The 22,947-nt window shown below is 65.6% G+C and carries 23 protein-coding genes; 20 read left to right on the forward strand and 3 right to left on the reverse strand.

Annotated elements, in window-relative coordinates; translation table 11 throughout:
* Window positions 1–224: 224 nt before the first annotated feature.
* Window positions 225–2,207 carry a relaxase/mobilization nuclease and DUF3363 domain-containing protein gene (locus U6958_RS01310; protein WP_035481257.1) on the forward strand — a complete coding sequence of 661 codons (1,983 nt, stop codon included), beginning with the start codon at window positions 225–227 and terminating at the stop codon, window positions 2,205–2,207.
* Here U6958_RS01310 and U6958_RS01315 read toward each other — a convergent pair.
* Complete coding sequence (locus tag U6958_RS01315; RefSeq protein WP_202904314.1) at window positions 2,196–2,648, reverse strand: MarR family winged helix-turn-helix transcriptional regulator; 453 nt, start codon at window positions 2,646–2,648, stop codon at window positions 2,196–2,198. The two genes, U6958_RS01310 and U6958_RS01315, sit on opposite strands and share 12 nt — an antisense overlap.
* Window positions 2,645–3,304 carry a TetR/AcrR family transcriptional regulator gene (locus U6958_RS01320; RefSeq protein ID WP_074921864.1) on the reverse strand — a complete coding sequence of 220 codons (660 nt, stop codon included), beginning with the start codon at window positions 3,302–3,304 and terminating at the stop codon, window positions 2,645–2,647. Before U6958_RS01320 ends, U6958_RS01315 begins: the two co-directional genes overlap by 4 nt.
* Window positions 3,305–3,516: 212 nt before the next feature.
* Here U6958_RS01320 and U6958_RS01325 point away from each other — a divergent pair, with 212 nt between their 5' ends.
* The 19 genes from U6958_RS01325 to U6958_RS01415 all read left to right on the forward strand — a co-directional run bounded on the left by U6958_RS01325 (window position 3,517) and on the right by U6958_RS01415 (window position 21,829).
* Entirely contained in the window at window positions 3,517–5,052 is a 1,536-nt protein-coding gene (locus tag U6958_RS01325) for an efflux transporter outer membrane subunit (RefSeq protein ID WP_005304555.1), read from the forward strand.
* Window positions 5,049–6,623, forward strand: a complete 1,575-nt coding sequence (locus U6958_RS01330; RefSeq protein WP_074921862.1) for an MFS transporter — start codon at window positions 5,049–5,051, stop codon at window positions 6,621–6,623. The genes U6958_RS01325 and U6958_RS01330 overlap by 4 nt, the downstream gene beginning before the upstream one ends.
* Before the next feature lie 7 nt (window positions 6,624–6,630).
* Window positions 6,631–7,665: an HlyD family secretion protein gene (locus U6958_RS01335; RefSeq protein WP_011806069.1), complete on the forward strand. Its 1,035-nt coding sequence runs from the start codon at window positions 6,631–6,633 to the stop codon at window positions 7,663–7,665.
* Between the two features lie 31 nt (window positions 7,666–7,696).
* On the forward strand, window positions 7,697–8,008 hold the full coding sequence (locus U6958_RS01340) for a DUF3861 domain-containing protein (protein WP_035481292.1): 312 nt from the start codon (window positions 7,697–7,699) through the stop codon (window positions 8,006–8,008).
* Between the two features lie 36 nt (window positions 8,009–8,044).
* Window positions 8,045–8,989: a LysR family transcriptional regulator gene (locus tag U6958_RS01345; RefSeq protein WP_052814403.1), complete on the forward strand. Its 945-nt coding sequence runs from the start codon at window positions 8,045–8,047 to the stop codon at window positions 8,987–8,989.
* On the forward strand, window positions 8,986–9,264 hold the full coding sequence (locus U6958_RS01350; RefSeq protein ID WP_011806066.1) for an EexN family lipoprotein: 279 nt from the start codon (window positions 8,986–8,988) through the stop codon (window positions 9,262–9,264). Before U6958_RS01345 ends, U6958_RS01350 begins: the two co-directional genes overlap by 4 nt.
* 235 nt (window positions 9,265–9,499) lie before the next feature.
* A complete protein-coding gene (locus U6958_RS01355; protein WP_035481265.1) occupies window positions 9,500–11,503 on the forward strand; it encodes a conjugal transfer protein TraG in 2,004 nt (667 codons plus the stop codon).
* Window positions 11,500–11,964 carry a ribbon-helix-helix protein, CopG family gene (locus U6958_RS01360; RefSeq protein WP_035481266.1) on the forward strand — a complete coding sequence of 155 codons (465 nt, stop codon included), beginning with the start codon at window positions 11,500–11,502 and terminating at the stop codon, window positions 11,962–11,964. Before U6958_RS01355 ends, U6958_RS01360 begins: the two co-directional genes overlap by 4 nt.
* Window positions 11,961–13,013: a P-type conjugative transfer ATPase TrbB gene (gene trbB, locus U6958_RS01365; protein WP_035481267.1), complete on the forward strand. Its 1,053-nt coding sequence runs from the start codon at window positions 11,961–11,963 to the stop codon at window positions 13,011–13,013. Before U6958_RS01360 ends, trbB begins: the two co-directional genes overlap by 4 nt.
* Entirely contained in the window at window positions 13,010–13,405 is a 396-nt protein-coding gene (locus U6958_RS01370; RefSeq protein WP_035481269.1) for a TrbC/VirB2 family protein, read from the forward strand. Before trbB ends, U6958_RS01370 begins: the two co-directional genes overlap by 4 nt.
* Window positions 13,402–13,674, forward strand: coding sequence for a VirB3 family type IV secretion system protein (locus U6958_RS01375; protein WP_035481271.1), 273 nt, complete (start codon window positions 13,402–13,404; stop codon window positions 13,672–13,674). The genes U6958_RS01370 and U6958_RS01375 overlap by 4 nt, the downstream gene beginning before the upstream one ends.
* A 15-nt stretch (window positions 13,675–13,689) precedes the next feature.
* The gene (gene trbE, locus U6958_RS01380; protein ID WP_035481272.1) at window positions 13,690–16,143 is read left to right on the forward strand and encodes a conjugal transfer protein TrbE; all 2,454 of its coding nucleotides are present in this window, start codon (window positions 13,690–13,692) and stop codon (window positions 16,141–16,143) included.
* Window positions 16,140–16,865 (forward strand): P-type conjugative transfer protein TrbJ, encoded by a 726-nt coding sequence (gene trbJ / locus U6958_RS01385; RefSeq protein ID WP_035481274.1) that lies wholly within the window; start codon window positions 16,140–16,142, stop codon window positions 16,863–16,865. Before trbE ends, trbJ begins: the two co-directional genes overlap by 4 nt.
* Before the next feature lie 12 nt (window positions 16,866–16,877).
* A complete protein-coding gene (locus U6958_RS01390; RefSeq protein ID WP_035481276.1) occupies window positions 16,878–17,210 on the forward strand; it encodes a hypothetical protein in 333 nt (110 codons plus the stop codon).
* Window positions 17,207–18,592 (forward strand): P-type conjugative transfer protein TrbL, encoded by a 1,386-nt coding sequence (trbL, locus tag U6958_RS01395; RefSeq protein WP_024162190.1) that lies wholly within the window; start codon window positions 17,207–17,209, stop codon window positions 18,590–18,592. Before U6958_RS01390 ends, trbL begins: the two co-directional genes overlap by 4 nt.
* A 12-nt stretch (window positions 18,593–18,604) precedes the next feature.
* Window positions 18,605–19,309, forward strand: coding sequence for a conjugal transfer protein TrbF (trbF, locus tag U6958_RS01400; RefSeq protein WP_035481280.1), 705 nt, complete (start codon window positions 18,605–18,607; stop codon window positions 19,307–19,309).
* On the forward strand, window positions 19,306–20,310 hold the full coding sequence (trbG, locus tag U6958_RS01405) for a P-type conjugative transfer protein TrbG (RefSeq protein ID WP_035481282.1): 1,005 nt from the start codon (window positions 19,306–19,308) through the stop codon (window positions 20,308–20,310). The genes trbF and trbG overlap by 4 nt, the downstream gene beginning before the upstream one ends.
* 2 nt (window positions 20,311–20,312) lie before the next feature.
* On the forward strand, window positions 20,313–21,587 hold the full coding sequence (locus U6958_RS01410) for a TrbI/VirB10 family protein (RefSeq protein WP_035481284.1): 1,275 nt from the start codon (window positions 20,313–20,315) through the stop codon (window positions 21,585–21,587).
* The gene (locus U6958_RS01415) at window positions 21,584–21,829 is read left to right on the forward strand and encodes a DUF2274 domain-containing protein (protein ID WP_035481286.1); all 246 of its coding nucleotides are present in this window, start codon (window positions 21,584–21,586) and stop codon (window positions 21,827–21,829) included. Before U6958_RS01410 ends, U6958_RS01415 begins: the two co-directional genes overlap by 4 nt.
* Before the next feature lie 484 nt (window positions 21,830–22,313).
* Here U6958_RS01415 and U6958_RS01420 read toward each other — a convergent pair whose 3' ends face one another.
* Window positions 22,314–22,847: a hypothetical protein gene (locus U6958_RS01420; RefSeq protein WP_047219294.1), complete on the reverse strand. Its 534-nt coding sequence runs from the start codon at window positions 22,845–22,847 to the stop codon at window positions 22,314–22,316.
* Between the last annotated feature and the right edge of the window lie 100 nt (window positions 22,848–22,947).

The following is a 22,947-nucleotide window of genomic DNA, read 5'->3' on the forward strand; positions in this document are numbered from 1 at the left end:
CCGCCGGGCCGCCGACGCCCGGAGCGACAGCGAAGGGCAAAGGCGGAAGGCAAGACAAAAGGACGCGGCACCGGGCCGCGTCGAAAGCCTGTCTGCACATGGGGGTGGCGCGGCACGGAGCGGCTTCGCCGCCGTGCCGCTTGGGGCGCGAAGCCCGCGCCGATGCGGGCATGTCTGCGTGCTTCGCACGACCGGACACGCCGGAGCTTACAGGGAACGCAGCCATGAGCGACCGCCGCGACGACGATTTCCGCATCCGCCCCAGCGCCCCGAAGAACCGGGGCCAGGGCTTCGTCTCCAAGGTGCTCAAGCAGGCGGGCAAAGCCAGCAGCGGCAAGTCCTCGGTGCGCCGTCCCGCATCCAGCGGCAGCGGCGCACGCGCTGGCCAGCGCCCAGGCTCGCGCCTCGGGCGCGGCCACACAGCGGCTCGCTTCGCGGGCGCGAAGCTCACGCCCATGTCGCGGCGCGTGACCATCAAGACGCTGCTGGTCAATCAGCGCAACGCCAGCCCGCAATCGCTCGCCAAGCACCTGCGCTACATCGAGCGCGACGGCGCCGGCCGCGATGGCGAGCCGGGCCGGGCCTACGGGCCGCAGGCCGACGACGCCGACCTCGACGCTTTCAAGGAACGCTGCGCCGACGACAGGCACCATTTCCGCTTCATCGTCTCGCCCGAGGACGGCGCCGAACTGGACGACCTGCGCACCTACACCCGGCATCTGGTGAGCCGCATGGAAGCCGACCTGGGCACGCGGCTGGATTGGGTGGCGGTGGATCACTGGAACACCGACAACCCGCACACTCACCTGATCGTGCGCGGGCGTGACGACACCGGCAAAGACCTCATCATCGCGGGCGACTACATCGCGCACGGCTTTCGCCATCGCGCCGCCGAGCTGGCGACCGAATGGCTGGGGCCACGCACCGAGCTGGAGATCCAGCAGACCTTGCAGCGCGAGGTGGCGCAAGAGCGATGGACGAGCCTGGATCGCACCCTGCAACGCGAGGCCGGCGAGGACGGCCGAGTGCAGATCGGACGCTTCAACGAACCGCGGCTGCAACGCCAGCGCCTACTGTTGATCGGTCGCCTGCAACGCTTGCAGCGCATGGGCCTCGCCGACGAGATGCAGCCGGGCACCTGGGCCGTCCATGCCGACGCGGAAAAGACTCTGCGCGCGCTGGGCGAGCGTGGCGACATCATCCGCACCATACAGCGGGCCATGCGCGGCGAGCCGCGCGAGCTGGCGGTGTTCGAGCCGAGCGACGACGGCCGAACCATCATCGGCCGCGTGGCCGCGAAGGGGCTGGCCGACGAGCTGCGCGACCGGGGCTATCTGGTCATCGACGGCGTGGACGGCAAGGCCCACTACGTCGCGCTGAACGCCCGCGACGAGCTGGCGAACTATCCGATCGGCGCCGTGGTGGAAGTGAAGGGATCGGCCGACGTGCGCGCGGCCGACAAGAACATCGCCGCGCTGGCGAGTGATGGCCTCTACCGTGCCGACCATCACTTGGCCGTGGCGCAGGGTCAGGCCGTGCCGGGCCGCGACCCGCACGAAGTCGTAGCAGCCCACGTCCGGCGCCTGGAAGCCCTGCGCCGGGCGGGCATCGTGGAGCGCGTGGCCGAGGGGCTATGGAAAGTGCCGGACGATCTGCCCGAGCGTGGCCGCCAGTACGACGCGCAGCGCCTAGGCGGTGTGGCCGTGGAGCTGAAATCGCACCTGCCGATTGAGCGGCAGGCCCGCGTGATAGGTGCCACCTGGCTCGACCAGCAACTGATCGGCGGCGGCTCGGGGCTGGGCGACCTGGGCTTTGGCGCAGACGCCAAGCAGGCGATGCAGCAACGCGCCGACTTCCTGGCCGAACTGGGGCTGGCCGAGCGACGCGGACAGCGCGCGATCCTGGCGCGCAACCTGCTGGGCACGCTGCGCAATCGGGAGCTGGCGCAGGCCGCCAAGGGCATTGCGGCCGAAACCGGCCTGGAACACCGGCCTGTGGGCGACGGTCAGCGCGTGGCCGGCATCTACCGGCGCAGCGTCATGCTCGCCAGTGGACGCTACGCGATGCTGGACGATGGCATGGGGTTCAGCCTGGTACCGTGGAAGCCCGTGATCGAGCAACGGCTGGGACAGCAGATTGCCGCAACGGTGCGCGGTGGTGGCGTGTCGTGGGAGATGGGGCGGCAGCGCGGGCTGTCAATCAGCTAGTGCTAACTCATGTATTTCGCTTTGTTTGCAAACCTCCGTCAATTCCGAGAGCGCGCAGTGCCAATGTGATTTCAACTCACGTATCGCGTTGTTTCCACGTTCAGTCAGAACAATTTCGATAACTCTGCGGTCATGCGTGCGATCCAAACGCTCTTGCGCCGTTCTTTGGATCATGCCCTTATTCTCAAGACGGTCTAATAGCCTAGTAACCGAGGCAGAATCGACTGCCAGGCTACGAGCCAAAGTGCTAGGCGTACATGCTGGAGTGACCGACATCTGGTGTAGCGCCATCACCTGCACAGCGGTCAAACCAAACGGAGCAGCCACGCGATTCAGCACTTGATTCCTTGCTGTGAAAAGCCGCGTGATGGCCGTAGAAAGCGCCATCACCCTAAGGGCAACGTCTGATTTCTCCGTGCCGGTTGCCCCATTCGGCATCATGATCGGGAGCGTCTACTGGGCGCTTCCTCACCGCAACCATAGGCACGCATGAATGTCACCACGGCTGCGTTCGCCCACTGGTCAATCTGCGCCGAGGAAGGTGCGGCATCCGGATGAGTCAGGCACTGAAGCTGGGGTTCGCCGCGAACCAAGTTGATGAACAGGCTCGCGGCAGTGTCACGGCCAATTTCTCCAAGATCGACTTCGCCGGACGCTGCCGCTCTGGCCAGTTGTTCGGACACCATCGTCGTCATCACCTGCGGGCCGGCCAGATAGAACGTCCGTGCGAGCTGGGGAAAGCGTGGGCCTTCGGCGATCACGACGCGGAAGACAGCCAGCCCGCCCGGAGACAGCACGATGTTCAAGTAGGCCCGAGCCAACAGGGTCAACGTTTCTCGCAGCTTCCCCGGGCGGAACTCGATGCCCTGCACCGTGTTCGTGAACGCTGCACATTCGGCTTCGATTACCGCGGTGAAGAGTGCTTCCTTGTTCGCGTAGTGCGCGTAAACCGTGGACTTGGACACGCCAGCCTCGCGCTGGATCATGTCGGTTGTTGCCGCGCTGAACCCATGGGTCAGGAAGACGTTTCGCGCAGCGCGCAGAACGGTGAGAGCCTTGGCGTTCAGCTCGCCGCTGCTCGGCGGCGGGGCGGTCATGACTTGGTTGGTTCGTCGCATCTGCTTGGGTCGGAAGTTTTGACACGGTGGCCAGGATTCTATATAGTACCAAACCGCTCGGTACGCATCAACCTAACCATTCGTCTCACAGGCATCTGCACCTAAGCAGGTTTCTTGTGAGCCGTCGGCTTAACTTTTATCGTAAATCACACCGAGCGGTTCGGTACTATTCGCGCATTGGATAAACCTTCATGACGTCACAACCGCTGCTCTCACAACTGCTGCGACAAGCAGGCACGGCGCTCTGCACGATCTCACTGGTCGGCTGTGCGGTGGGTCCTGACTTCGTGAAACCCGACGACAGGCTTGCAGCCGTTCAACTGTCGCCCAGGGCGGATTACGCGCAGGCTCAGGAAACATCCGCTGCGAACTTCCCATCGTCATGGTGGACGCTGTTCAACGATGACGTGTTAGCGGATCTGCAAGCCCGTGCGCAGGCGGGCAACCTGAACCTGCAGATCGCTTCCGAGCGCATTGAGCAAAGCCGGGCGCAGTTGGGGATTGCTTCCTCGCTGCTGCTGCCCAGCGTGGGCGCATCGGCAGGCTATTCCCGCGAGGCCCTCAGCGAGCACGGCAAGTTTGCCGCGTTGGGTGCACCGACGAGCGCGAGCGATTTCTGGCAGTTGGGATTCGACGCCAGTTGGGAACTCGATCTGTGGGGCCGCGCGCGGCGATCGCGCGAAGGCGCCGCAGCCGCCTTCGAGGCCACTGTGTATGAGCGCGAGGCGGCACGGGTGGCCTTGTCCGCCGAAGTGGCCCGCACCTACCTCCAATTGCGAGGAACGCAGGCGCAACTGGACATCACCCGGCAGAACCTGGAGGTCGCCGATCGCACCCTGCGCCTTGCCGAAAGCCGTGAGCGCAACGGTGTCGCCACGCGCTTTGAAACCGCTTCGGCGCGCGCGCAACTGGCAACGGTGGAGGCGCTGGTGCCAGAACTGGTCCAGCGCCGCAACACGCTGATGAACGCCTTGGCACTGCTGCAGGGGGAGGAGCCGCGCGCCCTCGATGCGCAGTTGCTTGAGGCGATGCCCTTGCCTTCGCTTCCTTCCAATGTGCCGGTGGGCCTGCCCTCCGAATTGGCGCACAGGCGGCCGGACATACAGCGCGCCGAAGCCCAGCTCCATGCCGCGACGGCGGCCATCGGCGTCGCCAAGGCCGATTTCTACCCGCGGATCGGCTTGCGGGGAAGAGTCGGCGTCGAGGCCTTCGAGTTCAACGACCTCGACAGTTGGGATTCCCGGTTCTTCTCCGTTGGCCCGACAGTCTATCTCCCGATCTTTCAGGGCGGTCGTTTGAAGCAGCGCCTGGCGCTGAACGAGGCACGGCAAAGAACAGCCGCCATTGCCTATCGGCAGACGGTGCTGCAAGCCTGGCATGAAGTGGACAACGCCCTGGACGCCTGGGCAGCCCAGCAGCACCGACATGCCGAATTGCTGGTTTCGTATGAACAGAACAAGCAGGCGCTGCATGCTGCCGAGCGCGGCTATCAGGAAGGCGCTGCCGACTACCTGAATGTCCTGGCCGCGCAGCGTGGCGTCCTTGCCAGCCAGACCAGCCTCAATGCCAGCGCCACCAACGCCGCGCTCACCCTGGTCAATCTCTACAAGTCGCTGGGCGGTGGCTGGGACCCTGACGCACTCACATCCGACCGGCAGGCCGGCGGCGATGCGCCCCTGACGACCACTGCGTCGTCTGCCACCTCGCCATCAAAGGCCGGCCAATGAGTGCCGCAGCGTTGCAGCCGACAGCGGCGCCACCCGCACCCGCTGCTGCGGCAGCCCCGCCGAAGCGGGCGATCGCCGGGCTGGTCGGCATCCTCATCGCGGCCATGATGGCCGGACTGAACAACCGCGTGGGCGCGTTGGCGCTGGCGGACGTGCGTGGCGCGCTGGGCTTCGGCCTGGACGACGCCTCCTGGCTCACGACCGTCTATAGCGCCGGCGAAGTGATCGCCATGCCGTTTGCGGCATGGTTCGCCATCACGCTCTCAGTGCGCCGCTTCGAGCTGTGGATGATCGGCGCATGCACCTTGCTGGCGGTGTGCATTCCCTTCATCCATGACCTCGATCTGCTGCTGGCCATGCGCTTCCTGCAAGGCATCGCCAGCGGCACGATGATTCCCGTGCTGATGATGGCGGCGTTGAAGTTCCTGCCACCCCACATACGGCTGCACGGACTGGCGCTGTATGCACTGACGGCCACCTTCGCCCCCAACCTCTCGATCTGGCTGGCGGGGCAATGGACGGATGGCCTGTTCGATTGGCGCTGGGTGTACTGGCAAATCCTTCCGCTCGCGGCCATTGCCGCCTTGTTGATCGGATGGGGCCTGCCGAAAGACCCGATCCAGACAGACCGCTTCCCGCAGGCCAACTGGCCGGGCATGGCTTTCGGCATGCCGGCATTTGCCCTGATTACCGTCGCCCTGGATCAGGGCGTGCGGCTGGACTGGTTCAACTCCCCCCTCATCGTCGTCTCATTGGTGGCCGGGCTGACGCTGCTGGCGGCCTATCTGCTGACGGAGTGGTATCACCCGGCGCCGTTCATCAAATTGCAGATGCTCAGCCGCCGCAACCTGGCGTTGGGCTTCACCTTGTTCATCTGCCTTCTGGTCGTGCTGACCTCTGGCGTGATGTTGCCGATGACCTATCTCGGGCCGCTCCAAAGCTACCGACCGCTTCAGATGGCACCAATCGGGCTCATCGTCGCGCTGCCTCAACTGGTCCTGGGTTCCGTGGTGGCGCTGTTCCTGTACCGGAAATGGGTCGATGCCCGATTCGTGTTCGCGGGCGGCCTGCTGCTGATCGCCCTGGCGTGCTTCTTTGGTGCGCAATTGACTTCCGATTGGAACCGCGACCAGTTCGTTATGACGCAGACGCTGCAAGCCTTTGGCCAGCCCATGGCTGTCGTCTCGATGCTGTTCCTGTGTACCAGCGTCGTACATCCCAGCGAAGGCCCGTATGTGTCGGGGAACATCAACACGCTGCGCGCCCTGGGGTCGGTACTCGGGGGCGCGGTGGTTGGGCAACTCGTGACCGTGAGACAGCGGTTCCACGCGGAAATGCTGCTGGACCACGCTGCGTTGGTAGGCAACTCCGTCCCGCTTGCTCCGGAGCCCGCTCAACTGATGGGAATCATCGGCCAGCAGGCGCTGGTGCTGTCGGTCGCGGATGCCTATCGCGTGCTGGGCGTTCTGGCGCTGGTGATGGTTCCCTTCGTACTGCGGCTGACCTACATTCCCGCGCCCGACTTGCAGGCCCCCGCTTCTCATTCCACACCGTCGTCGTCCCAAGGATAGTTTCACCATGGCAATGCCGAAGAAAGCCAAGATCACCAGTGCCGTGCTGCTGCTCGCAGTCGCAGCGGGCTGTGTCATTTATCTGAATCGTCCCGAGTCCAGCGCATCGACCCAATCCACGGACGACGCCTATGTACAGGCTGATTTCACCCTCGTCGCGCCCCAGGTGTCGGGAGTGATCGGCAAGGTACTGGTCGAAGAAAACCAGCCAGTGAAGGCAGGGGATTTGCTCGCAGCCATCGACGACCGGGATTTCATCGTTGCGGTGGATGCGGCAAAGGCACAAGTCGCCGCCGCCGAGGCCAGCGTCGCGGGGCTTGCCGCGCGTGTGGCGCAGCAAGAAACCGCGATCCGCCAAGCGCAGGCAGCCGTTGCGGTGGACGATGCCGAACTCAAACTGGCAGAGGCCAACCAAAAACGCTATCGCAACTTGGCAGCCGATGGATCTGGTTCGATCCAGGCACAACAACAGGCCGAAGCGCAGTTGGCCATTCGGCTGGCCAGCCGGGACAAGAACCGCGCGGGCCTGCAAGCGGCGCGGCAGCAAACGGACATCCTGAAAGCCGATCTTGAAAAGGCCAAGGCTGCGCTTTCTCAAGCGCAGGCCGCACAGGCGGCTGCGGAGTTGAAGCTTTCCTATACCCAAATCACCGCGCCCATCAACGGCATGATCGGCCAGAAGTCGGTACGTGTCGGCGCATTCGTGAATGCTGGCAAGCCGTTGCTGGCGGTGATTCCACTCGATGCCCTCTATATCACGGCCAACTTCCGCGAGACGCAGTTGGCGCGTGTACGGGCCGGACAATCGGTGGACATCAAGGTGGACGCCTTGCCGGGTGCCGTACTGAAGGGAACCGTGGAAAGCCTGGGGCCGGCCAGTGGCGTCAGCTATTCGGCTGTCGCGCCACACAACGCCACGGGCAACTTCACCAAGATCGTCCAGCGCCTGCCTGTGCGCATTCGCATCGACCCCGACCAGCTTGACGCTGCAAACCTGCGCGTCGGCATGTCCGTGACGCCGAAGATCCGCATCGGTGAATAGCGTCATTAGCCCAACGTGAGGACCCATGCAAATGAGGCAATACCGTTATCGCGTAACTCTGGAGCAATTGACTGATTCACATGGCGTTCCCACCGATCGCAAGCCTCTACAGTTTGAGGTTGGAAATCATGACGACATCATCTCTGTCGTGACGTGGATTCGCAGCAGAGGTGATTTCAGTAGCCAGGCGGAAGCCGCTGCTTTTGGAGTTGGGTTGAAGTTATTTGGTGGAGCCATCTTGGCAAACAAGGATGACCCGCTTCTGTCTTCGTTCCTGCCGCAGCTATATCAATTCGTGAAGGATTTCAAGGCAGGATCAAGCGACATCCAAGGAAAAGATTGATTCGGCTTCTCTGCGCGACACGGGATATGAATCACTATGGAGCTTCGTCACCTTCGATACTTTCTGGCCGTGGCCGAAGAACTCCGCTTCGCTCGCGCAGCGGAGAAGCTGCATATTGAACAATCGCCGCTGTCGCGGGCCATCAAGGAACTGGAAGAAGAACTCGGCGTGGCGCTGTTTGCCCGTACCACGCGCAGCACGCGGCTAACCCATGCCGGAACATTGTTCTTGGAGCATGTGCGTCGTGTGTTCGCTGCCCTGGAACAAGCGCGTGACAGCGTGAAAGCGGCGGCTAATGGCTTTCATGGGCAATTACGTGTGGCCATGTCGGATGGCATCACGCCGTCGCGCTTGCCGGCCTTACTGGCGTTGTGTCGTCAGGAAGAACCCGAGGTCGAAATTCGCTTCTTCGAGGTGCCGTTATCACAGCAGATCAAAGGGCTTCATGATGATCTGTACGACGTGGGGTTTGCCCAATCCGACGAAGTAGGCGATGGCATCGTCGCCGTGCCCGCTTGGAGCGATGCGCTCATGGTGGCGGTTCCCGCCCGCCATCCGCTGCTGGCCCACAAGCGCATTCCCTTGGACGAGTTGCTGCGCTATCCGCTGGTCCTGTGCGATCCGCAAGTGTGTGAAGGCCATGCCAAGCACGTTGAACGAGTGCTGCGTCGTGCTGACATGGAGCCGCTCATCGCAGAACGAGTTGCCACGTGCGATCTGATGATGGCACTGGTATCGGCCGGCTTCGCGCTCGGGTTGGCGGGCGCTGCACACATTGCCACCAGCCGTGAGCTAGGTGTCGTGGCCCGGCCGCTGGCGTCGCGCGTTCCGCCGCTTACGACCTACTTGCTTCGTCTTGACGGTGATCCGTCCGACGAACTGACACGGTTCATTGAGCGCGTACAGGCCATCGAACTGCCGGAAACTCCCAGGCCCATACGAGGCCGCAACCCTGATCCCCCGGAGGAATTGATGCCATGAAGAAGATCATTCCGTTCTTGCTGGTGACTACCTTGGCCGCTTGCGGCCAATCAGAGGCACCTCAGAAAGCTGCCGATTCGGAGGCAAGCATTCCGACGGTGGAAGAACTGGCGGCCAACCCCGACCGGCTCAAGGAACTGCGCCAGCAATGCAAGACCGACCGCTCCAAGCTGGGCGACGTGCTGTGCAACCGGGTAGCAGAAGCCACGCGCAAACGGTTCTATGGCGACGGAGAAACGCCCTACACACCGCCGAAAGAGTCGCCAAAGTTCTGATTGTTGGCCGTTCGCCGATTCGCCTTCACTTTTTTCTCGACACGCCGCAATGCGCCCGCGCTTGCGGCGTTTTTCTTTGGCTCGCCACCGCACTCATTCTTTCTTTTTCCTCGACCTTTCTGCTCTAAACGGTCTTTGACCGGCACTGACCCGGCACCGATCCTGACGCCTGCGGCACGCCCTTGTGCCGCTTCTTCCATGAGGAATCAGCGCAGGAGAAATCGGAGGCCAGGTCATGCAAGGGACGAACGTGCTGTTCGGTCAGATTGCCGTGGTATTCGGCATCTTGATCGCCGGCGTGTGGGGCGCCACACAATGGACAGCAGCCGCCCTTGGCTATCAAGTACGCCTTGGCTCGCCCTGGTTCGATTTTCTTGGCACGCCGATCTACCACCCGTGGAAGTTGTTTGAGTGGTGGTTCGTTTTCGATGCTTACGCGCCGCGCGTGTTCGATACCGGCGGCGCCATCGCGGGCGGCAGTGGGTTATTGGCGGTGGTCGTCGCCATCGGCATGTCGATCTGGCGATCGCGGCAGTCGCGCCTGGTCACGACTTACGGCTCGGCCCGCTGGGCGAACGCGGATGACATTCACAAGGCGGGCCTGACGCAACCGGCCGGCGTTTTCCTCGGCCAGCACGGCCGCCAGTACCTGCGCCACGAAGGCCCGGAACACGTCCTGACCTTCGCGCCCACGCGCTCGGGCAAAGGTGTCGGTCTGGTGGTGCCGACGCTGCTGTCCTGGCCCGCGTCGGCCGTCATCCACGACATCAAGGGCGAAAACTGGCAGATCACCGCCGGCTGGCGCTCGCGCTTCTCGCATTGCCTGCTGTTCAACCCGACCGATGCGAAGTCAGCGGCCTACAACCCGCTGCTGGAGGTTCGGCGCGGCGCGCATGAAGTGCGCGACGTGCAGAACATCGCGGACATTCTGGTCGATCCCGAAGGCGCGCTGGAGAAGCGCAACCATTGGGAAAAGACCTCGCACGCGCTGCTGGTCGGGGCCATCCTGCATGTCCTCTACGCGGGCGAAGACAAGACGCTGCGCGGCGTCGCCAACTTTCTGTCCGACCCGGCCAGCCCGTTCGAGCTGACCTTGCACCGGATGATGACCACGCCGCACCTCGGCGATGGGCCGCATCCGGTCGTCGCATCGGCGGCGCGTGAAGTCCTCAACAAGAGCGACAACGAACGCTCGGGCGTGCTGTCCACGGCCATGTCGTTCCTCGGCCTGTACCGCGATCCGACCGTGGCCGAAGTCACATCGCGCTGCGACTGGCGCATCGCAGACCTGATCGCGGCCGGGCATCCGGTGTCGCTGTATCTGGTGGTGCCGCCTTCGGACATTTCGCGGACGAAGCCGCTTATCCGCCTGATCCTCAACCAGATCGGGCGACGCCTTACCGAATCGCTCGATGGCTCCGATGGCATCGCGCGCCGCCACAAGCTGCTGCTGATGCTCGATGAGTTCCCGGCGCTGGGGCGCCTGGATTTCTTCGAGACGGCGCTGGCCTTCATGGCCGGCTACGGCATCCGCAGCTTCCTCATCGCGCAGTCGCTCAACCAGATCGACAAGGCGTATGGGCAGAACCATTCCATCCTCGATAACTGCCACGTCCGCGTGACGTTTGCGACGAACGACGAACGCACCGCCAAGCGCATTTCCGAGACGCTGGGTACGGCCACCGAGTTGCGCGCGCAGCGCAACTACGCTGGCCACCGGCTCGCGCCGTGGCTCGGGCATCTGATGGTGTCGCGCCAAGAAACAGCGCGCCCGCTGCTGACGCCCGGCGAGGTGATGCAGCTTCCGCCCGACGAGGCAGTAGTGATGGTGTCCAGCGTGGCGCCGATCAAGGCCAGGAAGCTGCGCTACTACGCGGACAGCAATTTCAAGCAGCGCGTGCTGCCGCCGCCCACGCTGGCGGATGGGCAGTACGCCGACGCGCCGCCGCTGCGCCCCGACGACTGGAGCGGGTTGGCGATTCCGGTCGTGCCAGCCGCGCCTGTGACCGATACCGCCGAAGGCTTCGGCGCATCGACCGACGACGGCGGCCCACGCCGTCAGCCCGAACTCTCGGAAACCGTCGCCTATGACCCCGACCTGGCCGCGCCTGCGGCCGACCTCGCGCTGCTCGATGACGACGACGACCTGCCGCTTCCCCTTCCTCGCCAGCTTGATCCGGCCATGCAGCGCACGGCCCGGCTGGCTTCCCTCGACCCCAACGACGGAATCGAGCTATGAGCCACTACCGCCTCAACCTGTTCATCCAGCCGGAGCACGCCAAGCGCCTGGACGAGCTGGCCGCCAAGAAAGGCGTATCCAAGTCCAGCATCGTAGCCGCTGCTTTGGCGTCCTGGTTGTCGCCGGACGCAGCAGACCAGCGCGAGGCGGCAGTCGCCAAGCGCCTTGATCGCCTGTCGCGCCAAGCCGAGCGCCTGGAGCGCGACCAGAACATCCAGATCGAGACGCTGGCGCTGTTCATCCGCTACTACCTCACGGTCAGCACACCAGTCCCCGAGGCTCACCAAGAGGCCGCCCGCGCCCAGGGCAAGGCGCGCTTCGAGCAGTTCGTTGAACAGTTGGGCCGCCACCTGCTGCGCGGGCGCAGCCTGGTGCGCGACGTGGTGGAAGAACTGCATCCCGACCCGATGCGGATGGAGGACGCGGCGGCAGCCGCGCAAGCGCAGGAGCGTGCGTCATGAGCGCCGCTCCGCAGTCCATGAGCGCCACGTCGCTCGACCGTCGCATCCAGATGCTGCGCACAGCGATGGGGCCGCTGATCGCCACCGCGCTCGAAGACCCGGACGTGGTGGAAATCATGCTCAACCCCGATCGCACCCTTTGGGTAGATCGGCTGTCGTCGGGCCGCGCGCCGATGGGCGTGGAGCTGTCCGAAGCGGACGGCGAGCGAATCATCCGCCTCGTGGCCGCCCACGTCGGCGCGGAGGTGCATCGCGGCCAACCACTGCTGTCGGCCGAGTTGCCCGAAACGGGCGAACGCTTCGAGGGCATCTTGCCGCCCGCCTCACCGGGGCCGGCCTTCGCGTTGCGCAAGCGCGCCATCGGCGTGATCCCGCTGGAGCGATACGTCATCGACGGCATGATGACCAGCGCCCAGGCGGGCTTTCTCGTTCGCGCGGTGCGCGAGCGGCAGAACGTCTTGATCGCCGGCGCCACCAGCAGCGGCAAGACCACGCTCGCCAATGCCTTGCTCGCGGAGATCGCCGCCACGGGCGACCGCGTGCTGGTGCTCGAAGACACGGTGGAGCTGCAATGCGCGGCTCGCGACCACGTACCGCTGCGCACGCGCGCAGGCGTGGTGTCCATGACGGAGCTGGTGCGTTCGTCCATGCGCCTGCGCCCGGATCGTGTCGTCGTCGGCGAGGTGCGCGGCGCCGAGGCACTGGATCTCATCAAGGTGTGGGGCACGGGCCACCCCGGCGGCATCGCCACGATCCATGCCGGCTCCGCGCTCGGCGCGCTGCTGCGCCTGGAGCAACTGATTCTCGAAGTGGCGGTGAACCCGCCGCGTGCGCTGATCGCCGAGGCGGTCAACGTGGTGATCCACATCGCCGGGCGCGGGCGCAAGCGCCGCATCGAGAGCATTGCCCGCGTCGTCGGCTTCGACGGCGTGGGCTACCAACTGGCGGATGCCCTGGAAACGCCGTTCCCCGAGCTGCTGCCGATCCCCAATGCCGCACCTGCTGCGGCGACATCCCTGTCCCCTGACTCTCTTGGAGAACTGCCATGACACACGCCCATGCTTTCCGTGTTTCCGTAAATCCGCCTTCCCACCTGGCCGAGCTGTCCGGCTTCGCGCGGTTGCGCAGTCTGGCCCGCCCTGCGGCGCAAGGGCTGCTGCTGGCCGCGCTGCTGCTGTTCCTGGCCGGAACCGCGCAGGCCGCCGGTTCCTCGATGCCGTGGGAAGGCCCGCTGCAATCCATCCTTGAATCCATCCAGGGGCCGGTGGCGCGCATCGTCGCGGTCATCATCATCATCGCCACCGGCCTCGCGCTCGCCTTCGGCGACACGTCGGGCGGCTTCCGCAAGCTGATCCAGATCGTGTTCGGTCTGACCATCGCATTCGCGGCTTCGAGCTTCTTCCTGTCGTTCTTCAGCTTCTCCGGCGGGGCTGTCGTATGAGCGCCCCGGATACCTTCGCGGCCGGGTTCGAGGTGCCTTTGCACCGCTCGCTCACCGAGCCGATCTTGCTGGGCGGTGCGCCGCGCACCGTGGCGATTGCCAACGGCACGCTGGCTGCCGCTGTGGGGCTGGGCCTGCAACTCTGGATTCCCGGTGCCGTGCTCTGGATCGTCGGCCATTCGCTGGCGGTGTGGGGAGCACGCGTCGATCCGCAGTTCATGCAGGTCTTTGCGCGACACATCAAGCATCGCCCGCTGCTGGACGTGTGAGGGGAGGACGCCGCGATGCTGAACCTCGCCGAATACCGCCAGCGCCCGGCGCTGCTCGCCGACTGGCTGCCCTGGGCCGGGTTGGTCGCGCCGGGCATCGTCTTGAACAAGGACGGCAGTTTCCAGCGCACGGCCCGGTTTCGTGGGCCTGACCTCGACAGCGCGACGCAAGGCGAGCTGATCGCCACGTCGGCGCGGTTGAACAACGCGCTGCGTCGCATGGGGTCGGGCTGGGCGCTGTTCATCGAGGCCGAGCGCCGGCCCGCTGCCGACTATCCGCACTCGGAGTTTCCCGAGCCGCTGTCGTGGCTGGTGGACGAGGAACGCCGCGCCACCTTCGAGGAATCAGGCAACCACTTCGAGAGCGGCTATCACCTGACGCTGGTGTACCTGCCGCCCGAGGAATCGCGCGCCCGTGCGGCGGGGATGCTGTACGAGAACCGGCCCACCGACGGCGTGGACTGGCGCGAGCGGCTGCAAGCCTTCGTCGCGGAAACGGATCGCGTCTTTGACCTGCTCGATGGCGTGATGCCGGAAATCGCCTGGCTCGATGACGGCCAGACACTGACCTACCTGCACGCCACCATCTCGACGCGGCGCTATCGCGTCGGCGTGCCCGAAGTGCCGTTCCACATCGACGCGCTGCTGACCGACTCCGCACTGGTCGGCGGCCTGGCGCCCATGCTTGGCGACCAGCACCTGCGCGTGGTGTCGGTGCGGGGCTTCCCGACCTCGACCTGGCCGGGGATTCTGGACGACCTCAACCGCCTCGGTTTTGCGTACCGCTGGAGTACGCGCTTTCTCTGCCTGGACAAAGCCGAGGCGGAAAAAGAACTTTCCCGCCTTCGTCGCCAGTGGTTCGCCAAGCGCAAGAACGTCGTCGCGCTGCTGCGCGAAACGATCTTCCAGCAGGAAAGCCCGCTGGTCGATACCGACGCCAGCAACAAGGCGGCTGACGCCGATGCCGCCTTGCAGGAACTGGGCAGCGATCAAGTCGCCTTCGGCTACCTCACCGCCACGGTGACGGTGCTCGATGCCGACCCGGCCGTAGCCGACGAGAAGCTGCGCATGGTGGAGCGCGTCATCCAGGGCCGGGGCTTCGTCACCATTCCCGAAACCCTCAACGCCGTGGATGCCTGGCTGTCGTCCCTTCCCGGCAATGCATACGCGAACGTGCGCCAGCCCATCGTCTCGACGCTGAACCTGGCGCACATGATGCCGCTGTCGGCGGTATGGGCTGGCCCAGAGAAGAACGAACACCTCGACGGCCCGCCGGCCATCGTCACCCGCACCGATGGCGCCACGCCATTCCGATTTGTTACGCACATCGGCGACGTGGGGCACATGGCCGTGGTCGGCCCGACCGGCATGGGCAAATCCGCATTTCTAGCCGTGTTGGCGATGCAGTTTCGCCGCTATCCGCGTTCGCGCATCTTCGCATTCGACATGGGGCGCTCGATGCGCGCCACGATCCTCGGGCTGGGCGGCGAGCACTACGACCTGGGTGTCGATGGCGGCATCGCGTTCCAGCCGCTCGCGCGCATCGAGCGCGATGGCTATCGCACCTGGGCGGCCGAGTGGGTGGAAGGCCGGCTGCTGCATGAAGGCGTGGCGGTCGGACCCGACGAGAAGGCGGCCATCTGGTCGGCGCTGGGCAGCCTTGTCGGTGCGCCGCTGGAGCAGCGCACGATGACCGGCCTGTCGGTGCTGCTGCAATCGAACGCGCTGCGCCAGGCACTCGCGCCCTACGTGCTCGGTGGCGCGCACGGCAAGCTGCTGGACGCCGACCACGACCGGCTGGGTACGGCCGACGTGCAGTGTTTCGAGATGGAGGAATTGATGGCCAGCCCGGCCGCCGTGCGGTCGGTTCTGGGCTATCTGTTCGCGCGCTTCGATGAGCGTTTCGACGGCGCACCGACCCTGCTGATTCTCGATGAGTCCTGGCTGTTCCTGGACGACCCGATGTTCGCCGCGCGCATCCGCCAGTGGCTCAAGACGCTGCGCAAACGAAACGTGAGCGTCATCTTCGCCACGCAGTCGCTGGCGGACATCCAGAACTCCAGCATCGCGTCCGCGATCATCGAGAGCTGCGCCATCCGCATCTTCTTGCCGAACCCGCAGGCGACCGAGCCGCAGATTCGCACGATCTACCAGGGCTTCGGCCTCAACAGGCGGCAGATCGAAATCGTCGCCACCGCGCAGCCCAAGCGCGACTACTACTACCAATCCCGTCTCGGCAACCGCCTGTTCGACCTCGACCTGGGGCCGGCGGCGCTGGCCTTCGCGGGCGCGTCCACGCCGCAAGACCAGCGCGACATAGACCGCCTGCTGCTGGACGCCGGCGCACCCGGCTTCGCGGGCGCCTGGCTGCGCCATCGCGGCCTCGATTGGGCGGCCGACCTGCTGCCCTCGTTCCCCGGCCTCGCGCCGGGTTCCCTCGCTGACCAACCTCTGGAGAACCTGCCATGAAAAAGCGTCTTGTCGCCGCCGCCATCGCGGCCATGCTTTGCACCGCCACCGCCCATGCGCAATGGGTCGTGGTCGATCCCACGAACCTCGTGCAGAACACGCTGACCGCGATCCGCACGCTGGAGCAGATCAACAACCAGATCCAGCAGCTCCAGAACGAAGCGCAGATGCTGATGAACCAGGCGCGCAACCTCGCCAGCCTGCCGTCCAGCGTGGTGAACCAGTTGCGCGCCAATCTGGCGACGACCGAGCGGCTGATCGCCCAGGCGCGCGGCTTGGCCTACGACGTGACGAACCTCGATCGGGAGTTCGCGCGCCTTTATCCCGAGCAGTACGCCGCCACCGTCAGCGGCGACCAGATGTACCGCGACGCGCAGGAGCGTTGGCGGAACACGCTCAACGGCTTGCAGACCACTATGCAGATGCAGGCCCAGGTGTCGCAGAACCTGGGCGAAGACGAAAGCGTGCTGGCCGATCTCGTTGGCAAGAGCCAGTCGGCCGAAGGTGCGTTGCAGGCGATGCAGGCCATGAATCAGTTGCTGGCCTTGCAGGCCAAGCAGTCGATCCAATCGCAGCGGCTCCAGATCACGCAAGACCGGGCGGCGTCGCTGGAGCTGGCGCGGCAGGCGGCAGCCACGGAGCGCGCCCGCGAAGTGCGGCGGCGTTTCCTGGGCGAAGGCACGCCGTACACGCCCCAGTCAGTGAACTTCTACGGCAACTGACGGGAGGCCGCCATGCGATGCGTCCTCGCCCCGTCTGTTGTGGTGCTTGTCGTGCTGCTGGCCGCTTGCGGCAAGCAGCCGGCCGACAACCTTGCCGATGCTCTGGCCGCCGATCCCGTGCGGCTGAAGGCATTGCGCGCGCAATGCGCGGCAGACCGGCAGGCCGCGGGCGAGGACGCTTGCCGCGCCGCCGCCGAAGCCTTCCGGCGGCGCTTCTTCTCCGGCCAGGCTGGGCCGGATGAATACCAGACCTTGGCCGACCTGCCGCCGATCCCGCCGAGCTTCGATGAACCGGCCGATGGCATGGCGCCGGCCGTTCCCGCCGAACCGGAGGACACGCCATGAATGACGTGACCATCATCGACCAATTTCTCAACACCTTTGCCGCTTATATCGACTCGGGTTTCGGGCTGCTGCGGGGCGAAGTGGCGTTCCTCACGGCCACGCTGATCGTCATCGACATGACGATCGCCGGCCTGTATTGGGCCATGAGCCATGCCACCGGCCAGGGCGAGGACGTGATCGCCAAGCTGCTGCGCAAGGTGCTCTACGTCGGTGCCTTCGCCTACATCATCAATAACTTCAACTGGCTGGCCAGCATCGTGTTCCGCTCGTTTGCGGGATTGGGCATCACCGCCACCGGCTCGGCCATCACGATGGAAAACTTCCTGCAGCCGGGCCGGTTGGCGAAAACCGGCATCGACGCCGGGGCGCCGATTCTGGAGCAGATCGGCGAGATGGCGGGCTTTCCCGAAGTGTTCGTGAACCTCGACCCCATCGTGGTGATGTTCCTCGCGTGGCTGGTCGTGGTCTTGTGCTTCTTCGTGCTGGCGATCCAACTGTTCATCACGCTGATCGAGTTCAAGCTGACCACGCTCGCCGGATTCGTGCTGGTGCCATTCGCGCTCTGGAACAAGACCGCGTTCCTCGCCGAAAAGGTCTTGGGCAACGTGGTGGCCTCCGGCGTCAAGGTTCTGGTGCTGGCCGTGATCGTCGGTATCGGCTCGGGCTTGTTCGCTCAGTTCCAAGTCCATCCCGCCGAGCCGTCTATCGACCACGCGCTGGTCATCATGCTGGCCTCGCTCACCTTGCTGGCGCTCGGGATCTTCGGCCCCGGCATCGCCACGGGCCTCGTGTCCGGTGCGCCGCAGCTCGGCGCTGGCGCAATGGCCGGTGCTGCTGTCGGCGCTGCCGGCACGGCCGTCGCCATCGGCGCCGCCGCGACGGGCGTGGGTGGCGCCGTGGCTGCTGGCGCGCGCATGGCCCCGGCTGCCGCCAAGCTGGCCGGTAGCGGTGCGCGCGCCGCCACGTCGGCGGCCAGCAGTGCGAAGTCGGCGTTCCAGGCCGGTTCCGCCGCCGCTGGCGGCGGCGCAAAGGGCGCGATGGCGGGCCTAGGCAACGTCGCCAAGACCGGCGCGCAGTCCACCGGACGCGCGGCTGCATCCCGCGCCTCCGCTGCCGGGCAACGCATGGCCGCTCCCTTCCGCGCTGGCTGGAATGGCGCTGCCGCCGATGGCGGCGCGGGCGCGGCATCCGGTCAGGGCGCCGCAGGCGAGGCCGCATCCGGCGCCGCTACTGCGCAGACGCAGGAACAGCCCGCTTGGGCCAAGCGCCTGCATCGTCGCCAGCAACTCACCCATGCCGCGACCACCACCGCCCACGCGCTGCGCGGTGGCGATGGCGGCGGCTCCGGCCAGGGGCCGAGCCTGCGCGATTCCGATTCATAAGGAGAACCGACCATGCGATTCAAGAAACCGCAGGTGCGCTACGCCGACACGCCGCAGCCTGCCACGCCGTACCAAGCTGCCGGCCAGGTGTGGGACGACCGTATCGGAACGCCGCGCGTGCAGGCGAAGAACTGGCGGCTGATGGCCTTCGGCTGCCTCACGCTCGCGCTGTTGATGGCCGGCGGCCTGGTGTGGCGCTCGGCGCAGTCCTTCGTGACGCCCTACGTCGTAGAGGTGGACAACGCGGGCCAAGTGCGCGCCGTGGGCGAAGCCGCCACGCCGTACCGGCCCAACGATGCGCAGACCGCGTACCACATCGCGCGCTTCGTGACGCTGGTGCGCTCGCTGTCCATCGACCCCATCGTGGTGCGGCAGAACTGGCTCGACGCCTACGACTACACGACCGACAAGGGCGCGGCCGTGCTCAACGACTACGCACGGGTCAACGACCCGTTCGCGCGCATCGGCAAGGAGTCGGTGACGGTGCAGATCACCAGCGTCGTGCGCGCCAGCGACACGTCTTTCAACGTTCGCTGGACGGAACGCCGCTACGTCAACGGCGCCGCGGCGGGCTTGGAGCGGTGGACGGCAGTGGTGTCCATCGTGCTTCAGCCGCCGCGCACCGAAGAACGCCTGCGCAAGAACCCCCTGGGCATCTACGTCAACGGCCTGTCGTGGAGCCGCGAACTGGATTCTTCCGAAGGAGCCAAGCCATGAATGATCTTTTCCGTAAAACCGCTTTGCCGGTGATCCTGCTGGCCTCGACGGTCTTGTTCGCGGGCTGCGCCACGCAAGGCAAGCCGCCGCCTGTGATCTCGCTCGATGAGCCGGTGCAGGCCCAGCCGCTGCCAGAGCCGCCCGCGCCGGTGGAGGTGGTGGCCGTGCCCGAGGTGCTGCCGATGCCAGCCCAGTTGAAGCCCGTGCCCGAGGCGGAAGATGCCAAACCCGCGCCGGAACCGGCAGACGAGAAGGTGCGCGTCTCGCGCGCCAATGCCGAGGCCCGCGTCGCGCCCACGCGCGAGGGCTATGTCAACGCGATTCAGGTGTGGCCCTTCACCGATGGCGCGCTCTACCAAGTCTATGCGGCCGTGGGCCGCGTGACCGTGATTGCCTTGCAACCGGGCGAGGAACTGGTGACGGTGGCCGCCGGCGATACCGTGCGCTGGATCGTGGGCGACACGTCCAGCGGTAACGGCGCCGACTTGCGCGTGAACGTGCTGGTTAAACCCATCCGCTCTGGCCTCAAGACCAATCTCGTCATCACCACCAGCCGCAGGACGTACCTGCTGGAGCTGTCCTCGACGGAAAAGACGTGGATGGCATCGGTGTCCTGGGAGTACCCGCGCGACCGAATGCTGGCCTTGCAGCGTCAGGCGCAGGCGGCCAGCGCCGCCGCGCCGGTCGATACCGGGCTGGCGCTGGAGAACCTGCGCTTCCGCTACGCGATCAGCGGCAGTAGTCCGTCGTGGAAGCCGTTGCGCGCCTTCGACGACGGGCAGAAGGTCTATATCCAGTTCCCCGCCGGCATCGCGCAAGGCGAACTGCCGCCGCTGTTCGTAATAGGGCCGGAAGGCGACGGGCAACTGGTGAACTACCGCTTCCGCTCGCCGTACTACATCGTGGATCGCCTCTTTGGCGCGGCAGAGCTGCGCCTGGGTGGCGACAAGGGCGACGTGGTGCGGATCGAGCGCACGGATGGCGTGGCACGGAGGAATTGACCATGAGCCAGGACGACACCCCCGACCTCGCCACGCCGCAGGCGGGCAAGGTCGCGCCCGAGGCGGTGGTGCTGCGCGCCCAGCCGCGCCCGGTCACGCGCCTGAACCGACGCACGCTGGCTATCCTCGTCGGCAGTCTGTCGGTTGCCGTGCTCGGCGCCACGATCTGGTCGTTGCAACCGCAGCGGCGCAGCGCCGACGAGCAAACCGAGCTTTACAACGTCGATCGCGTCTCGAAATCCGAGGGGCTGGACGGCCTGCCGGCCGACTACTCGAAGCTGCCGCCGCAAGTGCCCGAGTTGGGGCCTCCGCTGCCGGGCGACCTCGGCCCTGCCATCGTGAACTCGCAGCAGCCGGCCGTGGCCGCCTACGCGGCCCCCGGCCACGATCCCAACGATGCCTTGCGTAAGGAGGCGGAAGCCGCTGCGGCTTCGTCGGTGTTCTTCCGCTCGGGCGGCCAAGGCCAAGCCGCCACCACGGTGGCGCAGGCAGCGCCGGGTGTGCCTGGCGGTGCAAGCGCGCTCGCGGCCTTCGACCCGCTCGCTGCCGGGCCGGCGTCGGTGGCGGCGCAGCCTGCCGACCCGAACGCCGTGCAGAACCGGCAAGACCAGAAGGAGGCGTTCCTGAAAGCCGGCTCTACGGAAACCCGCAATTCCGGCAATCTGGCGCTGCCCGCGTCCCCTTATCAAGTGATGGCCGGAACGGTGATCGCCGGCGCGCTGGTGACAGGCATCAAGTCGGACTTGCCGGGCGACGTGATCGGCACTGTGACGGAGCCGGTCTATGACACGGCCACCGGCAAGTTCCTGCTGATCCCACAGGGGTCGCGCATCCTCGGGCGCTACAACAGTCAGGTCAGCTACGGGCAGAGCCGCGTGCAAGTGGTGTGGAACCGGATCATCTTGCCCGACACGTCCTCGCTGACGCTCGACAACCTAGTGGGCACCGACCCGGCCGGCTACGCGGGCTTGGAGGACGACGTGGACTGGCACTGGAACCGCATCTTTGCCGGTGCGGTGCTGACGACGCTGCTGGGCGTCGGCGCAGAACTGGCCGCGCCGGAGAACCGCCAGGACGGCAACCGCATCGTCATCGCTGGCCGTGACAGCGCCCAGGACAGCATCAACCAGGTCGGCCAGGAAATCACCCGGCGCAACATGAACATCCAGCCGACGCTGACCGAGCGACCGGGCCTGCCGGTGCGGATTATCGTCAACCGGGATCTGGTGCTGCGGCCGTACCAGCCTCTGTTCTTCAATCGGGGAGCTTCGCAATGAACGCGACCAAGAAGCTGCGGCTTGGGCCGCTGCCCAAGACTGAGAACCTCAAGCTGACCTTCGCCTGCCCGGTCAACCTGAAGGCAGACCTCGACCGCTACGCCGCCCTGCACGCGCAGGCGTATGGCGAGGCCGTCGATGCAGAGAAGTTGATCCCGCACATGCTGGAGGCGTTCATCGCCGGCGACCGAGGATTCAGGAAAGGAGCGGCGCCCAGGGCCGCGCCACCGAAACAGTCCTGACGATGCGGACGCATCCGCTGTCACCCACGATGAAAGCGCAGCCTACCGGCTGCGCTTTCGCTTTGAGAGGCTGCTTGCGACAAGCCGCGGCTATGATGACAGTGCGACCTTGCCCGCTGCGCCGCCCCTGGGCTTGCTACCGCGAAGCGCCTATGCGGCACCTAGCGAGAAAAGCAGCAAGAGCACTCGATGGCCGAAATCTGGCCTAACTTGTTGCTCCGTAAGACCTTTCGCGCCACTGCCTGTCTGCATCAAAGACTTGACAGCGGACATTTTTCATGGCTGCGCCACGGACTTTTCCCAACCTCGCCCGCGCCGCCTACAACCGAAGGCATTCCGCTGTAGTTTCGTGCCGGTCCAGCGCCAGCTCCGACAACGGCGCCGGCGCGATGTGCTTACCCAGGCACCCCCGATCCAGCTGGACGGGCCTCACTCACATTGCAGAGCGCATCCACGCATGCCGGCCCCCCGTGCAGGGCCAGGCTCACTGGGTTGGCTGCTCGTGCTCCAGACGCTGACGATCCGCCTCGGCGGCCATGCCGTCCCTAACGGCCGACTCCACAATCTCCCAAGCCTCTTCCCTGGTGCGCAAACGACCGAACACCCGCCTCACTTTGACTTGGCGAGCTTTGCCACCTACCGTAACCATCCAGCTGCCCACGACGTACTGGGCATTGTTCCTTCGAGGGTCGGTGATTTCTTGGATGCTCAGAAGGGCCCCACGCTGCTGCTTGGTGTAGCGGTCCCGCACTCGCATGTAGGGGTCAAGCCCCTGCTTGGCATACGCCTCGTCGCGATGAAACTGGGCCTCAATCAAAGCGGCCTCTGGCCCTCCGTAGTCCCCGAAGCCGAAGAAGGTAATGCCTGACCCGCAGATCCCTGGCAACTGCACGCGCCATGCCCCCCAGGAAGGGTGGAAATCGATGTGCTTGAAGCTCGGATGGGGCGGCTGACGCCCTGAGGCCTCCAGCTTGCGTCGGAGGCCTTCTAGGACGTTGGGGTCGTAGCGGCCGTTCATGATCCTCTTCGGTCCATGGCCATGATGGCGCTTTGCAGTCAACGTTCGCCCTCCAGACGAGGTTTCTGGGCCGTCGTCAGCTGAAGCACCCCCGCAACTG

This window comes from Delftia lacustris (assembly GCF_040267515.1).
Lineage (GTDB): Bacteria > Pseudomonadota > Gammaproteobacteria > Burkholderiales > Burkholderiaceae_C > Comamonas > Comamonas tsuruhatensis.